The sequence below is a fragment of the Candidatus Thiothrix phosphatis genome, assembly GCF_035668035.1.
GTDB classification, from domain to species: domain Bacteria; phylum Pseudomonadota; class Gammaproteobacteria; order Thiotrichales; family Thiotrichaceae; genus Thiothrix; species Thiothrix phosphatis.
In genome coordinates this window covers 154,060-171,658 of record NZ_JAYMYJ010000152.1, presented here as the reverse complement: position 1 = coordinate 171,658, position 17,599 = coordinate 154,060, and the positions used below count along the sequence as shown (strand labels likewise).

General features: G+C 56.9%; 15 protein-coding genes and 1 pseudogene. 6 read left to right on the top strand and 10 right to left on the bottom strand.

Translation table 11 applies throughout. The features are described from left to right. Nucleotides 1-50: 50 nt before the first annotated feature. On the bottom strand, nucleotides 51-1,199 hold the full coding sequence (locus tag VSS37_RS20225) for an ATP-dependent Clp protease adaptor ClpS (protein ID WP_324698156.1): 1,149 nt from the start codon (nucleotides 1,197-1,199) through the stop codon (nucleotides 51-53). A gap of 224 nt (nucleotides 1,200-1,423) precedes the next feature. Between VSS37_RS20225 and VSS37_RS20220 the strand changes: the two genes are divergently transcribed. Further along, entirely contained in the window at nucleotides 1,424-2,188 is a 765-nt protein-coding gene (locus VSS37_RS20220) for a sulfite exporter TauE/SafE family protein (protein WP_324698154.1), read from the top strand. A gap of 15 nt (nucleotides 2,189-2,203) precedes the next feature. Here the strand turns inward: VSS37_RS20220 and VSS37_RS20215 are convergent, their stop codons facing one another. Both VSS37_RS20215 and VSS37_RS20210 read right to left on the bottom strand, forming a co-directional pair. Further along, nucleotides 2,204-3,568: a sigma-54-dependent transcriptional regulator gene (locus VSS37_RS20215; protein ID WP_324698153.1), complete on the bottom strand. Its 1,365-nt coding sequence runs from the start codon at nucleotides 3,566-3,568 to the stop codon at nucleotides 2,204-2,206. After that, nucleotides 3,565-5,031, bottom strand: a complete 1,467-nt coding sequence (locus VSS37_RS20210) for a sensor histidine kinase (protein WP_324698152.1) — start codon at nucleotides 5,029-5,031, stop codon at nucleotides 3,565-3,567. Before VSS37_RS20210 ends, VSS37_RS20215 begins: the two co-directional genes overlap by 4 nt. Before the next feature lie 250 nt (nucleotides 5,032-5,281). Between VSS37_RS20210 and VSS37_RS20205 the strand changes: the two genes are divergently transcribed. From VSS37_RS20205 to VSS37_RS20195, 3 genes are read left to right on the top strand one after another with little or no spacing between them, the layout of a single operon-like run. Next, a complete protein-coding gene (locus tag VSS37_RS20205; RefSeq protein ID WP_324698150.1) occupies nucleotides 5,282-5,479 on the top strand; it encodes a hypothetical protein in 198 nt (65 codons plus the stop codon). Between the two features lie 9 nt (nucleotides 5,480-5,488). Beyond that, nucleotides 5,489-7,264: a SulP family inorganic anion transporter gene (locus VSS37_RS20200; protein WP_324698149.1), complete on the top strand. Its 1,776-nt coding sequence runs from the start codon at nucleotides 5,489-5,491 to the stop codon at nucleotides 7,262-7,264. Nucleotides 7,265-7,293: 29 nt separating this feature from the next. After that, nucleotides 7,294-7,938, top strand: a complete 645-nt coding sequence (locus VSS37_RS20195; protein WP_324698147.1) for a carbonic anhydrase — start codon at nucleotides 7,294-7,296, stop codon at nucleotides 7,936-7,938. Here the strand turns inward: VSS37_RS20195 and trxC are convergent. Then, on the bottom strand, nucleotides 7,929-8,363 hold the full coding sequence (trxC, locus tag VSS37_RS20190) for a thioredoxin TrxC (protein ID WP_324698145.1): 435 nt from the start codon (nucleotides 8,361-8,363) through the stop codon (nucleotides 7,929-7,931). The two genes, VSS37_RS20195 and trxC, sit on opposite strands and share 10 nt — an antisense overlap. Before the next feature lie 310 nt (nucleotides 8,364-8,673). Then, complete coding sequence (locus tag VSS37_RS20185; protein WP_324698143.1) at nucleotides 8,674-10,266, bottom strand: peptide chain release factor 3; 1,593 nt, start codon at nucleotides 10,264-10,266, stop codon at nucleotides 8,674-8,676. A 228-nt stretch (nucleotides 10,267-10,494) separates the two neighbouring features. Between VSS37_RS20185 and VSS37_RS20180 the strand changes: the two genes are divergently transcribed. Next, entirely contained in the window at nucleotides 10,495-10,920 is a 426-nt protein-coding gene (locus tag VSS37_RS20180; protein WP_324698141.1) for a hypothetical protein, read from the top strand. Nucleotides 10,921-10,995: 75 nt separating this feature from the next. Here VSS37_RS20180 and VSS37_RS20175 read toward each other — a convergent pair whose 3' ends face one another. From VSS37_RS20175 to VSS37_RS20165, 3 genes and pseudogenes are all read right to left on the bottom strand, one after another. After that, nucleotides 10,996-13,275 carry an acyl-CoA dehydrogenase gene (locus VSS37_RS20175; protein WP_324698139.1) on the bottom strand — a complete coding sequence of 760 codons (2,280 nt, stop codon included), beginning with the start codon at nucleotides 13,273-13,275 and terminating at the stop codon, nucleotides 10,996-10,998. Between the two features lie 349 nt (nucleotides 13,276-13,624). Further along, nucleotides 13,625-14,092: pseudogene (locus VSS37_RS20170) on the bottom strand (YiiX/YebB-like N1pC/P60 family cysteine hydrolase); the annotation flags it as partial. 321 nt (nucleotides 14,093-14,413) lie between these two features. Beyond that, nucleotides 14,414-14,767 carry a YkgJ family cysteine cluster protein gene (locus VSS37_RS20165; RefSeq protein ID WP_324698138.1) on the bottom strand — a complete coding sequence of 118 codons (354 nt, stop codon included), beginning with the start codon at nucleotides 14,765-14,767 and terminating at the stop codon, nucleotides 14,414-14,416. Nucleotides 14,768-15,062: 295 nt separating this feature from the next. Here VSS37_RS20165 and VSS37_RS20160 point away from each other — a divergent pair, with 295 nt between their 5' ends. Further along, complete coding sequence (locus tag VSS37_RS20160; RefSeq protein WP_324698137.1) at nucleotides 15,063-15,896, top strand: hypothetical protein; 834 nt, start codon at nucleotides 15,063-15,065, stop codon at nucleotides 15,894-15,896. A 35-nt stretch (nucleotides 15,897-15,931) separates the two neighbouring features. Here VSS37_RS20160 and VSS37_RS20155 read toward each other — a convergent pair whose 3' ends face one another. Together VSS37_RS20155 and VSS37_RS20150 are read right to left on the bottom strand one after the other, a co-directional pair. Next, nucleotides 15,932-16,282: a DMT family protein gene (locus VSS37_RS20155; RefSeq protein WP_324698136.1), complete on the bottom strand. Its 351-nt coding sequence runs from the start codon at nucleotides 16,280-16,282 to the stop codon at nucleotides 15,932-15,934. A 132-nt stretch (nucleotides 16,283-16,414) separates the two neighbouring features. Further along, on the bottom strand, nucleotides 16,415-17,572 hold the full coding sequence (locus VSS37_RS20150) for a mechanosensitive ion channel (protein WP_324698135.1): 1,158 nt from the start codon (nucleotides 17,570-17,572) through the stop codon (nucleotides 16,415-16,417). Nucleotides 17,573-17,599 lie beyond the last annotated feature (27 nt).

The following is a 17,599-nucleotide window of genomic DNA, read 5'->3' as shown; positions in this document are numbered from 1 at the left end:
GGGACTTTCAGTCCCTCTCGCAAACCCACCAGCTTTAGCTGGTGCGTTGTTTAGTATGGATATCCGTCATTATGGATATCCGTCATCCACTGGATTGCTTCGGTTTCCTCCAAACAAAAATGCTTTTTCAATAAGGCTATAACCAGCGTCATCGGCGTCGTCTTGTCATTCAGGATTTCAACACCCCTTTCAAACCCTTCGGGGGCCATCCCTGGCATCGACAATAATGCCGTGGACGGAGCAAAAACCGGAGCTTCCTCTACTGGAATAAGCGACAAATCCTGAAATGAATAGGGCAGGCCTCTATATTTGAACACCAGCAATCGCCACAAAACAAACCCATCATGGGGCGGCCAATCCCATTTTCCTTGGAAGGGGATCAGATTCACCACGATTAGGAATACATTTATCACGGTGAACCAGAAAACCAGACAAGTTTCCCACACGCTTGTCGGTTCTCCAAAAACCAACAGATATACAAGAGTCACGCCTAGCAATGCCAGTTGAGCTAAAATGCCTGCCGAATACACGAATAGAGCCTCTCCAAACTGGCGAGGCGCTTTCTCCATTCGACATAACCCTCCTCTGTCAGAGAAATAAACACCAATAACATTCAAACCCTGCATGCGAGCAGCAATTACATGTCCGGCCTCATGGACACCAACAACCAAAATATAGCCAATACAACTGAATAGCATCAATTCAAGATCGAACTGTACGACAACGCTAATCAGCAGACATGTCCAAATGAGCGACCCATGAACATAAATTGGGATATTCGCAATGCTAAAAGTATGTAAGCCGTTCACATACTTTGATCCAACGCTAGTAAAAAATCTACGCACCAAAGGATCCGCCTGGATACATACAGCAGCTATCAAGAAAGGCAACAGTATTCCAACCCATTGAACAGATCCCGCCAAAACCCCTATCAAAATACAAATGGCGGCAAGAATTCTCCAACTTCTAACAGTGAGCGCAGCCCCAACTACATTGATTGAAGCAAGTCCCTTCCAGGCCAAAACGCCAAACACCAATGTAAATGTCAGAGGGAAACTCAAGGACAGCAATCCATGGGGATCAAATGGCTCCTTTGTCACAAGAGAGACAATCAACCACCCGGATAACAGGATTAATGGAATTTCGATTAATACCAGAATGACAGACAGGATCAGGTTTACTAGTTTTTCCTTGCTCATACGCCTGCTCCTTCCACTAAAATTCCAAAGGAATTCATCAACATGACTCCTAACTGGGCAACTGTTGTTATTGATTCGTCATATCCAAAGCCTACAATATTCAAACTTGGGTCGCCGCCCGCTCCGACAAACGACGAAACCGAGAACATCACCCCCCCAACCTGCATGGTGTCGCTGCTCCACCCGATGTGGCAAGATCGCAACTTTGGTAATGCGGTTAATTCATGGACATTTCGATAAGCGTCATCCTGGTCAGCGCCGCAGCCAGCTTCATAGCCTGCTTTTTCTCCTCGTTGGCGGGCGGCGGCGCGGGGCTGATCCTGCTGCCGATCCTGATCATCAGCGGCTTGCCGTTCATCAATGCGCTGGCGTCGCACAAGCTGGCGGTCGGCTTCATCGGCGTCGGCAGCACGTTACGTTATGCCCGCGAAAACCTGATTGATTGGAAAATATTCTGGTGGAATGCGCTGCTGGGCGCGCCGTTTGTGGTGGCGGGCACATTGTTCGCCACCGCGCTCGACCAGAACCTGATGCTGCTGATGGCGGGCGTGTCCATCCTGCTGATGGCGGGCGTTTCCTGGCTAAAACGCTCCAGCGGACTGCAACATGCGCCGGAAGTTGGCCGGAAACAGGTCATTATCGGCAGCTTGCTGCTGTTGCCGATCGCCTTTTATTCCGGGTGGGTTTCGGTCGCCAGCGGCGTGTTCACCACCCTGCTGTACGTCTACCTGCTGCGCTATGACCAATTGCACGCCACCGCCATGACGCTGGCCGCCAACGGGTTGGTGTGGAACGCCATTGGCGCGCTGGCCCACCTGACGTTGGGGCATATTTACTGGCAGATTGCACCGGGGCTGGTGATTGGCGCGCTGATTGGCTCTTACCTCGGCGCATCGTTGGGGATCAAGCAGGGCAACCGTTTCCTCAAGCACATCTTTTTGCTGTCGGCGGTGATTTCAGGGGCAATGCTGATTTATAAGGCGTTGTGAAGCAACAGAAACCGGCTATTCCTCCCCCGCCTCCAGCCCATACTTCTTGAGCTTGCGCCACAGCGACACGCGGTCGATCCCCAGAATCTGCGCCGCCCGCGTGCGGTTGCCATCACTGCGCTCCAGCACATGGCGGATGTAGTCTTCCTCACGCTGCGCCAACGTCGGCAGGCTGTCCGCCACCTCCGGCATGGCGTGGACACCGTGTTCGGCCAGCGCCGCCGGTAATTCAGCCACCGTCAGCGCCTTGCCACGCGCCAGCGCCACCCCGCGCTCAATCAGGTTTTCCAGCTCGCGCACATTGCCGGGGTAGGGGTAAGCCAGCAGCAAGGACATCGCTTCAGGTTCAATATTGTCCACATCCCGCCCCATCCGCAGCGAATGCTTGCGCAGGAAATAGAACGCCAGCAGCGGAATGTCCTCACGCCGCGCGGCCAGCGGCGGCAGGCGCATACCGACCACATCCAGCCGGAAATACAAATCCTGCCGGAACCGCCCGGCGGCGACTTCGGCGCGCAAGTCACGGTGGGTGGCGGTGACCAAGCGCACGTCAACCGGCGTGGCCGTCTGCGCGCCCAGCCGTTGCACTTCGCGCTCCTGCACCACCCGCAGCAGCTTGACCTGCATTGCCAGCGACATTTCGCCGATTTCATCCAGAAACAGCGTGCCGCCATTGGCCGCCTCAATCAGCCCGGCGCGGTCGCCAGTCGCCCCGGTGTACGCGCCCTTTTCATGCCCGAACAGTTCATTGGCCAGCAAATCTTCCTGCAAGGCACCGCAGTTGACGCCGATGAACGGCCCCTGCCCGCGCTTGCTATGGGCATGGATGTAACGCGCCAGCAGCTCCTTGCCGGTGCCGCTTTCACCGCTGACCAGCACGGTGGTGTCGGTGGCGGCGATCTGCCGGGCGGTCATCAGCAAATGGTTCATGGCCGGATTTTGCGTCACCAGCCCGGTGTCCGTATGCAAACCGCTGCTGACCTGGAAACGCAAACGGCGGTTTTCACGCTTGAGCTGCGCCAGCTCCAGCGCCTTGGCGACGATGCTGCGCACTTCATCCAGCCGGAAAGGCTTGGCGATGTAATGGAAAGCGCCCGCCTTCATCGCCTCCACGGCGGAATCAAGCGAGCCATGCGCGGTGATCAGCACCACCGGCATGTCAGGGTCAGTTTCCAGCGCCCGTTTGAGGATCGCCATGCCATCGACGCGCTCCATCCGCAAATCGGTCAGGATCACGTCGAACGGCTGATGTTGCAACGCTTCCAGCCCACCAGGGCCGCTTTCGCGGGTGGTTACATCGTAACCGTTCTTGCGCAAGGCGTAGGCCAGGTTTTTAACCGCCACGGCTTCGTCATCCACTATCAGGATGCGTGGGTTCATGTTTGTCCTCCTGTGCGCGGCAGGCGCACCACCACTTGGGTTCCCTGCCCCGGCTGGCTGGCGATGGCGATGCAGCCGTCATGTTCCTGGATGATTTCCTGCACGATGTAAAGCCCCAGCCCCATGCCGTGGCCCGGCTCGCGGGTCGTGTAGAAAGGCTCAAAAACGCGCGGCAAGGTTTCCGCCGGAATGCCGGGGCCATTGTCATCGATGACAATCTCAGTCATCGGCGGTTGCGCGCGCAGGCGGCAGCCCAATTCGCCCACCACTGCCGCATTGGGCGGAAAGGGGGAGCCACCAGGGCTGCATTGGCTGGCACGGATATTGACCGTGATATTTTCCCCGCTATCCGCCGCGTTGCGGATCAGGTTGATCAACACCTGCTGCAAGCGTTGCGGGTCAGCCTGTATGCCCAATTCCGGCGGAATCTGGGTTGTCACGCGGGTGCCGGTTTTGCGCAACTGCCCGCCCAGCAGCAACAGGGTGCGTTCCACCAGACCGGCGAGAGGCACGGTTTCCAAATGCGGTTCGCGGCGGCGGCCAAATTCCAGCAGGGCGTCGACAATGCGGCGCGCACGTTCGGTTTCACTGTCGATGACGCCTGCCCAATCGAGCAGGATGGCGCGGTCAGCCGTGTCGAATTCCTCCACCAGCAATTGGCAGGAAGAAGAAATATTGGACAGCGGATTGTTCAGTTCATGCGCCACGCCCGCCGCCAGCACGCCCAGCGCCGCCAGTTTTTCGGACTGGATCAGGCGGCGGCGGCGGGCTTCCAGCTCATCCAGCATGCGGTTGAAAGCCGTGCGCAGGGCAATCAGCTCGGCGTTGCGCGATTTGATTTCCAGCCGGTCAAAACGGCCTTCGGCAATCGGGTTGAGGTCGTCGATCAGGCGCTTCATCGGCCTCACCACGGAACGCGCCAACACGCGCCCGATCCCCAGCAGCAGCACAGCCAGCACCCCGATGCCCGCCGCCTGCGCCCATTTGGCGCTGGCGATGGCCTGTTGCAGCGACAGGCGTTCATTGCTGAACAGGCTTTCGGCAATTTGCGTCACCCGATGCCCCTGGTTGCGGATGCCTGCCTCCAGCGCGCCATTGTCCTGCACTGGCAACTTATAGGCAGCGAGCAAGCGGCGATAATCCTGCAAGGCGGTTTGCAAACGCTGCAATTGTGGCGGCTCGCTGACCGCCGCCAGCGCTTCCGGCTCCTCCGCCAGCAGTTGCAGCGCCTGCCCCGCCAGCTTGCCCGCTTCTTGACCCGCCGCCTGATCTTGGTACAGGAACAGGTTTTTCTCCTCCCGGCGCATGTCCTGCACACTGGACTCCAGATTGTTCACCACCATGCCCTGTTGCACGCGGTGTTCCAGAAACAGCAAATCCAAAAAGGAAAACGCCGCCAGCACCGCCATCACCCCGGCGGAGGCGGCGAAAGCGAGCGTGATTTTACGGTGAAGGCTGGTCATGGCGGGATATTTCAGCTTGCAACGGTGTGTTTCATTTTGTAACAGCTTGGTGGGTCGGGCGCAATCCCCATCAAAACAGGGTGTTGGGAACACAAGACGACAGACTGTTGCAAACTGTAACAGCAAAGCCATCGCCAAATATTTCCAGTTCCGTAAAAATATCTGTAAGAACAATCAACTATAGATAAAGCAACAATTGGCATCTGCCTTGCAAAAAGATGCCCGACATCGATCAACCTGGAGATTCATTATGCGACAGTTGCCGAAAACCCTGAAAACCATCCTCAATGCGCTGGCGATGCAATATGAAACCGACTACCTGAGTGATGAGGGCAAACAGGCCAACCTACAACGGGTTTTAAACCAGATTGAGCAGGAGAAAAAGCAAAAGCCTTGCGACACTGCGCCCCTATCCGTCCCACCCAACGCTATATTGAACACTAAATAAGAGACTCTCATGGTAACGACCGCCCAACCCATCCCAGCTTTCTGGAGCTGGCTGCTGCCTTTTTTGAACTGGCTTCCCAAGGTTAACGGACGCGACCTGCGCGCCGACCTGATTGCAGGCCTGACCGGAGCCATTGTTGTCTTGCCCCAGGGCGTGGCCTTCGCCACCATCGCGGGCATGCCGCCGCAATACGGCCTGTACGCAGGCATGGCGCCTGCTGTCATCGCCGCCCTGTTTGGCTCTTCGCGCCATTTGGTGTCAGGGCCTACGACCGCCGCCTCGGTGGTGCTGTTTTCCGCCCTTTCCGTACACGCCGCGCCGGGTTCCGCCGAATACGTCACGCTGGCGCTGACGCTGACCTTCATGGTGGGCGTGTTTGAGTTGGCGCTGGGCCTGGCGCGGATGGGCGCGCTGGTCAACTTCATTTCCCACTCGGTTGTGATTGGCTTCACCGCAGGGGCCGCCATCCTGATCGCCGCCAAGCAATTGAAGCACTTTTTCGGCGTCGACATGGAAAACAATGGCCGCCTGACTGAAATCCTGTTCAACTTCTGGCAGCACCTGGACGGCGTCAACCTGTACGCGACCTCGGTCGCCGCCATTACCTTGCTGACCGGCATCGCCGCCAAAAAATGGCTGAAACGCCTGCCTTACATGGTCGTTTCCATCCTCGCTGGCAGTCTGGCCAGTATTGGGCTGAACGCCTGGCTGGGAAGCGATGTCACCCACATTGCGACTGTTGGGGCGTTGCCAAACACCTTCCCACCGCTGTCAGCGCCGGAACTGACCCTGGAAAACATCAAGGATCTGGCTCCCGCTGCCCTGGCGGTCACGCTGTTCGCGCTGACGGAAGCCGTTTCCATTGGCCGGGCGATGGCGGCGCGGGGCGGCTATAACATCAACGGCAACCAGGAGTTCATCGGCCAGGGCCTGTCAAACCTGGCGGGCGCATTTTTCTCCGGCTACGTTTCCACCGGCTCCTTCAACCGCACTGGGGTCAACTACGAAGCGGGTGCCCGCACGCCGATGGCGGCGATATTCGCCGGGGTGATGCTGATGTTTGTGGTCGTGCTGGTTGCGCCTTTTGCCGCCTACCTGCCGAAAGCGGCGATGGCCGGGGTTTTGTTCCTGGTGTCCTGGGGGCTGATCGACTGGCATGAGATCCACGCAATCGTGAAGTTTTCCCGCCGTGAAACTGTCGTGCTGGCAGTCACCTTCTTTGGTTCGCTGTTCCTGGATCTGGAATTCGCCATCTTCGCCGGGGTGATGCTGTCGCTGGTGCTGTACTTGGAAAAGGTTTCCAAACCCAAAATCATCACCCGCACGCCGGACAGGAACTTGCCCAACCGCTCATTCTCCAGTGAACCAGACCTGCCGCAATGCCGCCAGTTGCGCTTCCTGCGCATCGACGGTTCCCTGTTCTTCGGCTCGGTCAACCATCTGGAGGAAACTTTTGAGAAAATCCGCGCCGAAACGCCGGAACAGACCCATCTGGCCATCATTTGCGACGGCATCAACTTCGCTGACCTGCAAGGCAGCCATGCGCTGTACAAGGAGGCCAAAATCCGCCAGTACACCATGGGTGGGCACCTCTATCTGGTCAATGTGAAGGAAGGCTTATGGGATGCGTTGGAAGCCTGTGAATGTTTCGACAATGAAGGTGCCCGCAACGTGTTCCAGTCCAAGGCCGCCGCCATCCATGCCATTTACCAGAAACTTGACAAATCGCAATGTGAAGGCTGTACTGCCCGTATTTTCAAGGAATGTGACCAACACGGCCATTAGTTTGGCCCAATACGGGAGTAGGACATTGTATGGCGGAAAAACCGAAAAACCTGAATGCATGGGAAGCATTGCAACAGTTGAGGGATGGCAACCAGCGCTTTGTCAACAATGTCCGCAGCTTGGATACCCTGCTGACCAGCGCCCAACGGGAAGTGCTGACCACCGGGCAAAACCCCTTCGCCATCATTCTCGGTTGCTCCGACTCCCGAGTGCCAGCTGAACTGGTGTTTGACTTGGGCTTCGGCTCCCTGTTTGTCATCCGGGTGGCGGGAAACGTGGTTTCCCCCTCCCAGATCGGCAGTGTGGAATTCGCCGCCACCCAATACAACACCCGGCTGGTGGTCGTCATGGGACACACCCATTGCGGCGCGGTTTACGCCACCCTGGATGTGCTGCGCAGCAAGTCGCAGGCTCCCTCCCGGGGCTTGAGCTCCATTGTGGAACGCATCTCCCCGGCGATCGCGGAACTGATGGAAACGCCCTTGCGCGACAAACCCGATGAATTGATCCGGCATGCGGTGCGTTCCAATATCCGCGCCTCCGTCAGCCACTTGAAGCATGGCTCCAGGATTCTGGAACAACTGGTTGACGATGATGACCTGTTGATCGTTGGCGCGGAGTATTCGCTGGAAACTGGTCTGGTCGACTTCTTCGACTTGCCGGTTCAGAGCTGACTGTTGACCCAGCGCACAATATCCGCCGCCCCCATCGCACCGGAAATACGGCCAATTTCCTTGCCGTCCCGGAATAGCGCCATGGTCGGGATGCTGCGGATGCCGTATTGCGCCCCGATCATCTGGTGGTCTTCGGTGTTCAGTTTGGCGAAACGCACTTGCGGCTCCATTTGCGCAGCCGCTTGGGCGAACGCCGGTGCCATCATCCGGCAAGGCCCGCACCACGGAGCCCAGAAATCCACCAGCACCGGAATGCCGTTACGGCTGATATGCTTGCCGAAATTCGCCCCGGTCAATTCCGTCGGATGCCCGTTGAACAAGGCACCACCGCATTTGCCGCATTTCGGGTGGTCAGCAGTACGCTCGGCAGGGATGCGGTTGGTGACGCCGCACGCCGGGCACACCAAGTTGATGGGATTGCTCATGTCATGTCCTCAAAACGGTTATTTTCTGTTTTCAATATGGGACGTTTCCTGACGGTTTAAAGCCTGTGCAGCGTCAAAACGCGGGCGTTCAGTGTTATTGGCAGCTAAACCTCGGGGCGTCAACAGGATAAAAACATCTCATACGCCTTTGGCTGCGGCATGGAAACCTGTACTATGGCAAATGGATACACACACTACTCAATCACAACAAATCTGACCCTCACACACTCAAAAGGCCGCCCGTTTGGCGGCCTTTTTATTGTTACGAAGCCTAAAACTCGGACACTTCCGTTGTGCAGGCAGATTTTTCTTAAGCGACATCCACCCCATGTTCACGGGTGGAATGGAACTGGACTTCAGGCCATTTTTCCTGCGCCAGTTGCAGGTTGACCCGGGTCGGCGCAATGTAGACCAGTTCCCCGGAATGGTCATAAGCCAGATTCTGCGCCGCCTTGGTTTTGAATTCTTCGAATTTTTTCTCATTGCTTGAGGAAACCCAGCGGGCGGTCTGCACGTTGACGCCTTCGAAAATCGCATCGACCTTGTATTCGTCTTTCAGGCGCTGCGCCACCACGTCGAACTGGAGCACGCCGACGGCACCAAGGATCAGGTCGTTGTTGTTCAGCGGCTTGAACAGCTGGGTGGCACCCTCTTCGCACAATTCCGCCAACCCTTTCTGCAACTGCTTCATTTTCAGCGGATCGCGCAGCTGCGCCCGGCGGAACAGTTCCGGCGCAAAGTTGGGGATGCCGGTAAATTGCAGGTTTTCACCCTGGGTGAAGGTGTCGCCTATGCGGATGCTGCCGTGGTTGTGGATGCCGATAATGTCGCCGGGGTAAGCGTCCTCCACATGCTCGCGGTCAGACGCCATGAAGGTGAGCGCGTCGGGAATTTTCACGTCCTTGCCAATGCGCACATGCTTGGCTTTCATGCCTTTCTCGAACTTGCCGGAGCACACCCGCAAAAAAGCAATGCGGTCACGGTGCTGTGGGTCCATGTTCGCCTGAATCTTGAAAACGAACCCGGTGAAAGGCTCTTCGCCAGCTTCGACCTTGCGGCTGGTGGTCGGGCGGGCTTGCGGGGCGGGGGCATGCTCCACAAAATCATCCAACAGTTCACGGATGCCGAAACTGTTCAGCGCAGTGCCGAAATACACCGGCGTCAGCTTGCCGTCGAGGTATTCCTGCAAGTCGAATTCGTGGCTGGCGCCTTGCACCAGTTCGATTTCATCGCGCAATTCCTGCGCCTGCATCCCCAGCTTCTCATCCAGCGCCGGGTTGTCCAGCCCCTGGATTTCCTCATACTCCTGACGGCGCTCGGTATCCGGTTTGTAAAGGATCACCTTGTCCTGCTGCAAGTGGTAGATGCCCTTCAAACGCTTGCCCATGCCGATTGGCCAGGTGATGGGGGCGCATTTGATCTTGAGGACAGTTTCCACCTCATCCAGCAGCTCGATCGGCTCCTTGCCCTCGCGATCAAGCTTGTTGATGAAGGTCATGATCGGCGTGTCGCGCAACCGGCAGACCTCCATCAGGTTGATGGTGCGCTCCTCGACCCCTTTGGCCACGTCGATCACCATCAGCGCCGAATCCACCGCCGTCAGTACGCGGTAGGTGTCCTCCGAGAAATCCTCATGCCCCGGCGTATCCAGCAGGTTGACGATGCGCCCCGCATAGGGGAACTGCATGACGGAGGACGTGACGGAAATCCCGCGCTCCTTTTCCATTGCCATCCAGTCGGAAGTGGCATGGCGGGCGGCCTTGCGGCCTTTGACCGTCCCGGCAAGCTGGATCGCCCCCCCGAACAGCAGCACCTTTTCGGTCATGGTGGTCTTACCCGCGTCCGGGTGGGAAATAATGGCGAAGGTGCGGCGGCGGGCGGTTTCTTGCAGGCGGTCAGTCATGGCGTCAGATCGTATGTTCAGGGTTGGAAAACGGGCGATTATAGCGGAAAGCATCAAGTCCGGCACTTGCATTGCCCGCTTCGTTGAAGCTCCCCGCCTGATCAGCGCGCCAGAACCTCCGACCAAGCGTCTGCACAATTGCCCCTCACCTGTAACATCTGTTGTACCCTACAGAGAAGGGCAATTTTAAGTAAATGGACTTTTCAACACACACGACATGGAGTCAGTATGATGAATATTAATGGCATAAACTCCCAGGGCGCAGGTTATGGGGCTTCTTCCAATGCCCTGTCTTCCCCTTCCGCCAGCAGCGTACAAGCGTTCAACCAAGCCATGAATGCCCCCAGCTCCCAGCAATCTGGCAGTTGCAGCGGCGGTTCCTGCGGTTCTTCCGGGCAAAGCGGCCAGTCCGGCGGCTCAGACCTGCAAAACATGCTGGAGCAGATCATGCAGCTTATCCAGCAGCTGATGCAGAAAATCGATGCAGGCGGCACCAGCAGCGACAGCTCACAGGCTGGCAACAGCAATGATGGCGGCCAATCTGGCGGTGCCAACAATGCAGCGGATGGTTCTGGCGGCAGGCACACTTGCCCTGCCACTGTCCAGCAATCAGACGAATCTGCCGGTGGGCAAGGCAGCGGCTGCAACGGCTAAGGCAGCGTCCCATCCGCCTTCCCACAACACAAAGCCGGACAAGGCACATGCCCTGCCCGGCTTTGGCTCCCCTGTTTAGCCTGATTGAGTGTTCATTTGCTGATTGGCGGGATAACTGCCCGATTTGCGAAAGTACTCCGCCGGGAAATCATCCACCCGGGTGGCGTTCTGCACTGCCTTGCGCGCCGCGAGCAAGCGTTCTGCGCTGAATTTATCCAGCAGCCCCTTGTCCCGCGCTTCCGCAATGGCTTCGTCAACCGTATGCGCCTGCAACTTGCCTTCCTTGAGCAGTTTGCGCAGTTGCTTCTCGATTTCCGCCGCCGCCAATGTCTTGTGCAGGGCGTCTTCAATCCTGCCCATCCGGTCTGCCGGGTCATTGGTGATATAAACGCCAGCAGTCAAACGGTCACGGGTGGCGGAAGGTTCCAACGCCAGCCGCGCCACCTGATGGATCAGCTTGTCATCGGGCGGGCTGAACGGTTTGCCATACGGGAACATCAGGGTGCGCAAGGTCTTCGCCAACCAGGGACGAGGCAGGTTATGGAACGCCGCCAGCATCGCCTGTTGCGCGCGATGTATGGTCAAGGCGCTGGCGTACTCCAGCAGCGGCAGATCCGCTTCCGGCTCGCCCTGATCCTCGAAGTGCTTGAGCACGGCGGAACACAGGTACAGGTTGGCGAGGATGTCAGCCATACGCCCGGACAAACGTTCGCGCCGTTTCAGGCTGCCGCCCAACGACAGGGCCGCATAATCGGCCAATAAGGCAAACTGGCTGCTCAGGCGGCTCAGGTTGCGGTAATGGCGGCGCGTCAACGGCGAACCGGAGGTGACGAAGACCGCATTGCTCAACCCATACCAGACGCTACGGCCAAGGTTCGCCAGGATGTGCCTGACATGGCCGAGGAAGACGCTGTCGAAAGCTTCGTCATCCTCCGCCTGCGCCGCCCGGATTTCCTTCAGCAGCCACGGATGGCAACGCATCGCGCCCTGCCCGAACACAATCAGCGAACGGGTCAGGATATTCGCCCCTTCCACCGTAATGCCGATCGGAATCGATTGGTAAGCGCGCGCGAGGTAATTGGATGGCCCCATGCAAATGCCCGCGCCGCCGGAAATGTCCATGGCGTCATTGACCAGCCGCCGCATCCGTTCGGTCAGCTGGTATTTCAGCAAGGCGGTGATCACCGCCGGACGCTGCCCCTGGTCGATGGCGGTGGCGGTCAGGATACGCCCCGCATCCATGATGTAGGTGTTGCCGAGGATGCGCGCCAGCGGCTCCTCCACCCCTTCGAACTGGCCGATCGGCATCCCGAACTGCTGGCGCACCCGCGCATAGGCACCGGTATAGCGCGAAGCCACCTTGGCCGCGCCGGTGGATAGCGCAGGCAGGGAAATCCCGCGCCCTTCGCCGAGGCATTCCACCAACATCCGCCAGCCATTGCCTGCCTGCTCGCGGCCACCAATCAGCCAGTCCAGCGGGATGAACACATCGCGCCCACGGTTAGGGCCATTCTGGAACGGGATGTCGAGCGGATAGTGGCGCGTGCCAATCTCCACCCCCTTGTGGTGGGTTGGAATCAGCGCCACAGTAATGCCGAGCCCGTCCTGTTCGCCCAGCAAATGCTCCGGGTCATAAAGCTGGAACGCCAGCCCCAGCAGAGTCGCCACCGGCCCCAACGTGATGTAACGCTTTTCCCAGTTGAGGCGGATGCCGAGCACGTTCTTTTCACCGTTGAAATCCTGCCTGCACACCACGCCGCTATCGGGAATGGAGCTGGCGTCGCTGCCCGCTTCCGGCCCGGTCAGGGCAAAACAGGGGATTTCCCGCCCATCCGCCAGCCGTGGCAAGTAATAGTCCTTTTGCGCCTGGGTGCCATATTTCATCAGCAACTCACCGGGGCCGAGCGAATTCGGCACCATCACGGTGACAGCGGCGGTTGCGCTACGGCTGGAGACTTTCATCACCACCTGCGAATGCGCCAACGCAGAAAAGCCAAGGCCACCATAGTCCTTGGGGATAATCATGCCGAAAAAACGGTGCTGCTTGAGGAACTCCCAAATGTCGGGAGGCAGGTCGTACAATTCGTGGGTAATCCGCCAATCATCCAGACGGCGGCACAATTCTTCCACTGGGCCCTCGAGAAACGCCTGCTCCTCAGCGTTCAGCTTGCTGATGGGCAGCGTGTGCAACCGCCCCCAATCCGGCTTGCCGGAAAAGAGTTCGGAGTCCCACCAGACGTTGCCGCTGTCCAGCGCTTCCTGTTCGGTGCGTGAAATGGGCGGCAGCTGTTGTTTCATCAAGCGCATCAACGGACGGCTGATGTGCCGCCGCCGGTATTCGGTTAGCCAACTCATGGGTTTCCTCCTTCTCCTGATGCCAGGGCAGCGTGCGGTAGGCAGGTTCACTGCCGACGTTCCAGGCAGGATATTTGATAATGGAAAAATAGGGGGAGTAATCAAAATCACTGGGCGTAATCAGGCGAAAATTACGCTCATAGAACCTCACTTCATCTTGTTGTTCAGTGCGGACAATCGGCAGGATCGGGTAATGCACCTGTTGGAAACAACGTGCAATCATGCTCGAACAGACGATGTGGGTAGGTTGCCCAGCATTATGCTGGAACAGGCTCGACCGCCAGCGGCGGGGCAGGATCGCATACGGGAACATGAAACGGGCCAGATCCAGCAATTGCCGCACGTCATAGCCCATCCCCAGATGCTCGATGGCGAAATTCACCACCTTGTCGGCATCCTGCCATGTCAGGGAGGCAGGACGGCAAATGCGCAGGTGTTCCTTACGGTATTGGCGCAGGGGAGTCACGATGGCACCTTTCCCCAGCAAGGATTCAATCACCAGCGGCTCGCCCAGGTCGCCATCATAATACGCCGCCAGCCGTGAACGCGCTTTCGGGTCGCGGATGTCATTAAGCCGCCCGACATACAACGCCGCATGCGTCCAGGGGGACAAGGCCACACTTTGGATAACCTTGCTGACGCGCGACTGGCCTGCGAACAGGATAACGTCAGCAGGGCGCACCTCCCGCTCCAGGAACTCGAAATTGCACAACGCACTGAGATCCTCTTCATGAGGGACGGCGTTCAGCCAGCCAATGCCCCACTGCCATAGCCGGTCAGCAAAACCTGAAGCACTTTTGTGAATGCGGGCAAGCATATCCTCCTCCTGCAGCAACCCGCAGGCGCAGGCTTTTCAGTCGCACCTGCCGGAATACTTGACTATTGATATACACTATTCCTATCTCCAAAGATATAGACCATGGGATTACTCATTTAATTCCGCTTCGGATAAAAGGATAGAAAAGGAAGAATGGAGCAAGGACAGGGGAAACATCCATGCTCCATGAACTCCAAGGTGGTGGAGTGGATTCAGAGCCATTATTGTCTGATTGCCGTTGTGTTAGGCTACTTTCTAAGCAGACCAATTAATATACCAAATACCTGTGTAAATCAAGTCATACATTGACAAATATCAAATTCATTTTACAGTGGACAGCGCCGGAGCCAGGGGAGGCAAAGAATAGCGGGCGCGGGCGCGCTCACATGTTTCGTTGCGCTCGCCGTTTTCCCACGAAGCCCTGAACTCACGGCAGGGTGATGGACGTTGCTGATAAATACGGCAATGGACTTGGGTGCCGACTTCCCCTGCCAGTGCGATGCAATGCGGGTGCACCTGATCAGTGCCGCGCATGGCGACCCGATAAGGGGAAACCACTGTCGTAAGCTCAGTTGGCGTGACACCTCCTGCGGCGGCGTCCGCTTCCGCCCAATAGAAAGATACCCGGAAACTGGCGCAACATGCACCACATGCCAGACAAGGATTAGGCTCCACAAAACACCTCTACGACAACAACGCCGCACAGCCGCTTTTTTAGGTTCGGAACTGGGCAAGCCGGAATAGCTCTTGGAACCCGAGAATTCGGGTAGGCAGAAGATTAATCCAGCTATCGAATTTCGGCAATACGCTGAAAAAATATTCGCGCATACATAACGTAAAAAACCCGCATGCCTCCCATAAAGCAACATTCCACCAGACAGACGAAGAAACCTTTTTATTATTCATCGCTGATTTTGGGCACAGACTGGAATAAGCTAACCGCCATTATCACTTCTGCGAGGATAACGGCATGCTGAAGTCCACCTCCCCGAACTTGCTCATGGCGCTAGCTGCTTGCCTGACCCTGCCTGCCGGGGCTGCAACCACCACAATGGACAGCATTTACACCAGCCTGGAGGCCAAGGATTGTAAAACCCTTGCATCCAGTGATAACGAAACGGGTTCCTACCACGGACGTTGCTTCGGTACGGCAGGCTTCCGGTTAGACCTGCTGGAAGGTGACCTCCGCCAAACCCTCAATGTGATTGCCCCCAACGGCAAGGAATTCCCGCTTGAATTATGGTCTACTGTCTCCAGCGGTTTTTCCTCTCTCGGCAGCAAGGCTGAATGGAGAATCCAGCAGAATGGCGGCAAGGCTGACCCCATCGCCCTGATTGTGCGCTACAACGTCAGCGAAGATCCGGCAACACCCACCAAAATCACCTCCTATCTGGTGGTCAGCAAAATCAGCACGGACGGGATATGCGTCACTGACATCGTCAAACCGGGCAAAGACGCCAACCAACAGGCACGCGACCTTGCCGATGCCGTCGCCGACAAAACGTGTTTAAACCATGGCGGAAAGCCTACAGAATCCAGCACGCCCCGTTCACTTACCGGCGCAATCACTGGATTTGAATGCGGCGACAACTGCTACCTGAGCATCCGGGATCAACAGGGAAAAGAACACACCGGACTTTGTGCCGCCCCATTATGTGATGATTGGAACAGCGCGGCCGCCATGCCAGACAGCTTCAAAGGCAAACAGGCCACCGTCACCATCGGCGATGGCAAACAATACGACGCCAGCGGCAACCCAATGGGCGTAATGGATGCTTTCAAAAATATTGAGCTGCTGAAATAGGCCAACAAAATTAATCCACTGCCCTCCCAGACAACCTAACCCAGCTTGTCGCGGAATATGAAATATACGGCACCCAGCATGCATAGCCCTGCCCACAGATAATCCAGTTTGAGCGGTTCCTTGAGGTAAAACAGTGCAAAAGGGACAAACACCGTCAGGGTTATGACTTCCTGCATGATCTTGAGCTGCCCGACCGTCAGTACGGCATAGCCGATACGGTTGGCAGGCACTTGCAGCAAATATTCGAACAAGGCGATTCCCCAGCTCACCAACGCCGCCGCCAGCCAAGGTTTGTGGTTAAGTTCCTTGAGGTGTGAATACCAGGCGAATGTCATGAAAACATTGCTGCATAACAGAAGCAGGATGCTGGCGACAACAGGATGCATGATGAGGAAGGCTCCGGAACAAGACGCGCGATTATGTCCCAAATGCTTCCTAACGAAAATGATCACATTGAAAAAACAAGCATTAGACCTACCTTCCCCCTCCTCGACAAGGAAGGGGAAGGATAAACTGGCTTAAATCCGGGTGATTTTGTCAGCCCAATTATTGGTGACGCGTTTGGCCGCCTCCCGGCCACCAAGACCAAAGGCCAAAGCCGCCGCAATCGCCACTGCCCCCAAAGTGAAGCCGAACGCCATATTGACGATATTGTCCGCCAACCCCATGGCGCGCAGCCCCATCGCCAACACCAACCCCAAAATCGCAATACGGGCAATGTTGGCCAACCCGGAGGCACCCAGCAGCTGCAACTTGTTGTAGGCCAACGTGCTCAGGAAATAACCGATCACCAGGATCACGCCCCCCACCAGGATACCGCCGCCAAATTCCAACACCTTGGCGAAGATATTGGAAATGATGTCGATGCCAAGCGTATTCACCGCCGCAGTCGCCGCCGCCAGCATGGCGAAGAACATGATCACATTGTCGATCAGCCTGATTGGCGTGAAAGAACCATTGAACAGGCTGGCGATACCCAGTTTTTGCGGCATGGTGTTTATATTGACGCCATCCAGGACACCATTGAGGATAGAAATGGCGAATCGGGCCACAATGTAGGTCACGGTAAGGATAATGCCTGCGCCAATGATATTGGGAATGGCCGCCCACAGCTTGTTGAGCATGTCGGAAGCTGGCCCGGTAATGGAAGGGATGTTCAAGACCCCCAACGCTGTCACGGCAATTGGCAACAGGATGGCGGCAAAGACAAAGGAACTGCCCAATTTGGACACTTTCAGGCTAGTGTTGCCTGTCCGCTCCAGCAATTGACGGTCAAGTTTGTGCAAGCCCACGCCCACCAACTCAGAGACAATTTTCGCTATCATCCAGCCAGCATAGGCAATGACACCAGCACCAATGATATTGGGCACCGCCGCCAGGAACTTGTTCACCATGCCTTTCAATGGAGCCAACACATCAGTCAACCCGAAATATTGCAACACCGCCATCAACACAAAAATCGTCATGATCGCCTTGATCAAAGATGCCAACGTGTGCGTCAAACCGGTGCGTTGCAGGAAACCCACACGCTCCAGCAACCGCCTGAAAATACCGGCCAGAAAACCAACCACAACCAAACCGACGATAAGGATCAGCAGGCCGATCAGGGCATGCCCCAACTTGCCGGTAGCCGCTGGCCCCAGGGTATTGGTGATAGAAGACAAAAATCCTTCCATAGTTTCACTCCTGCTTATGAATAGATT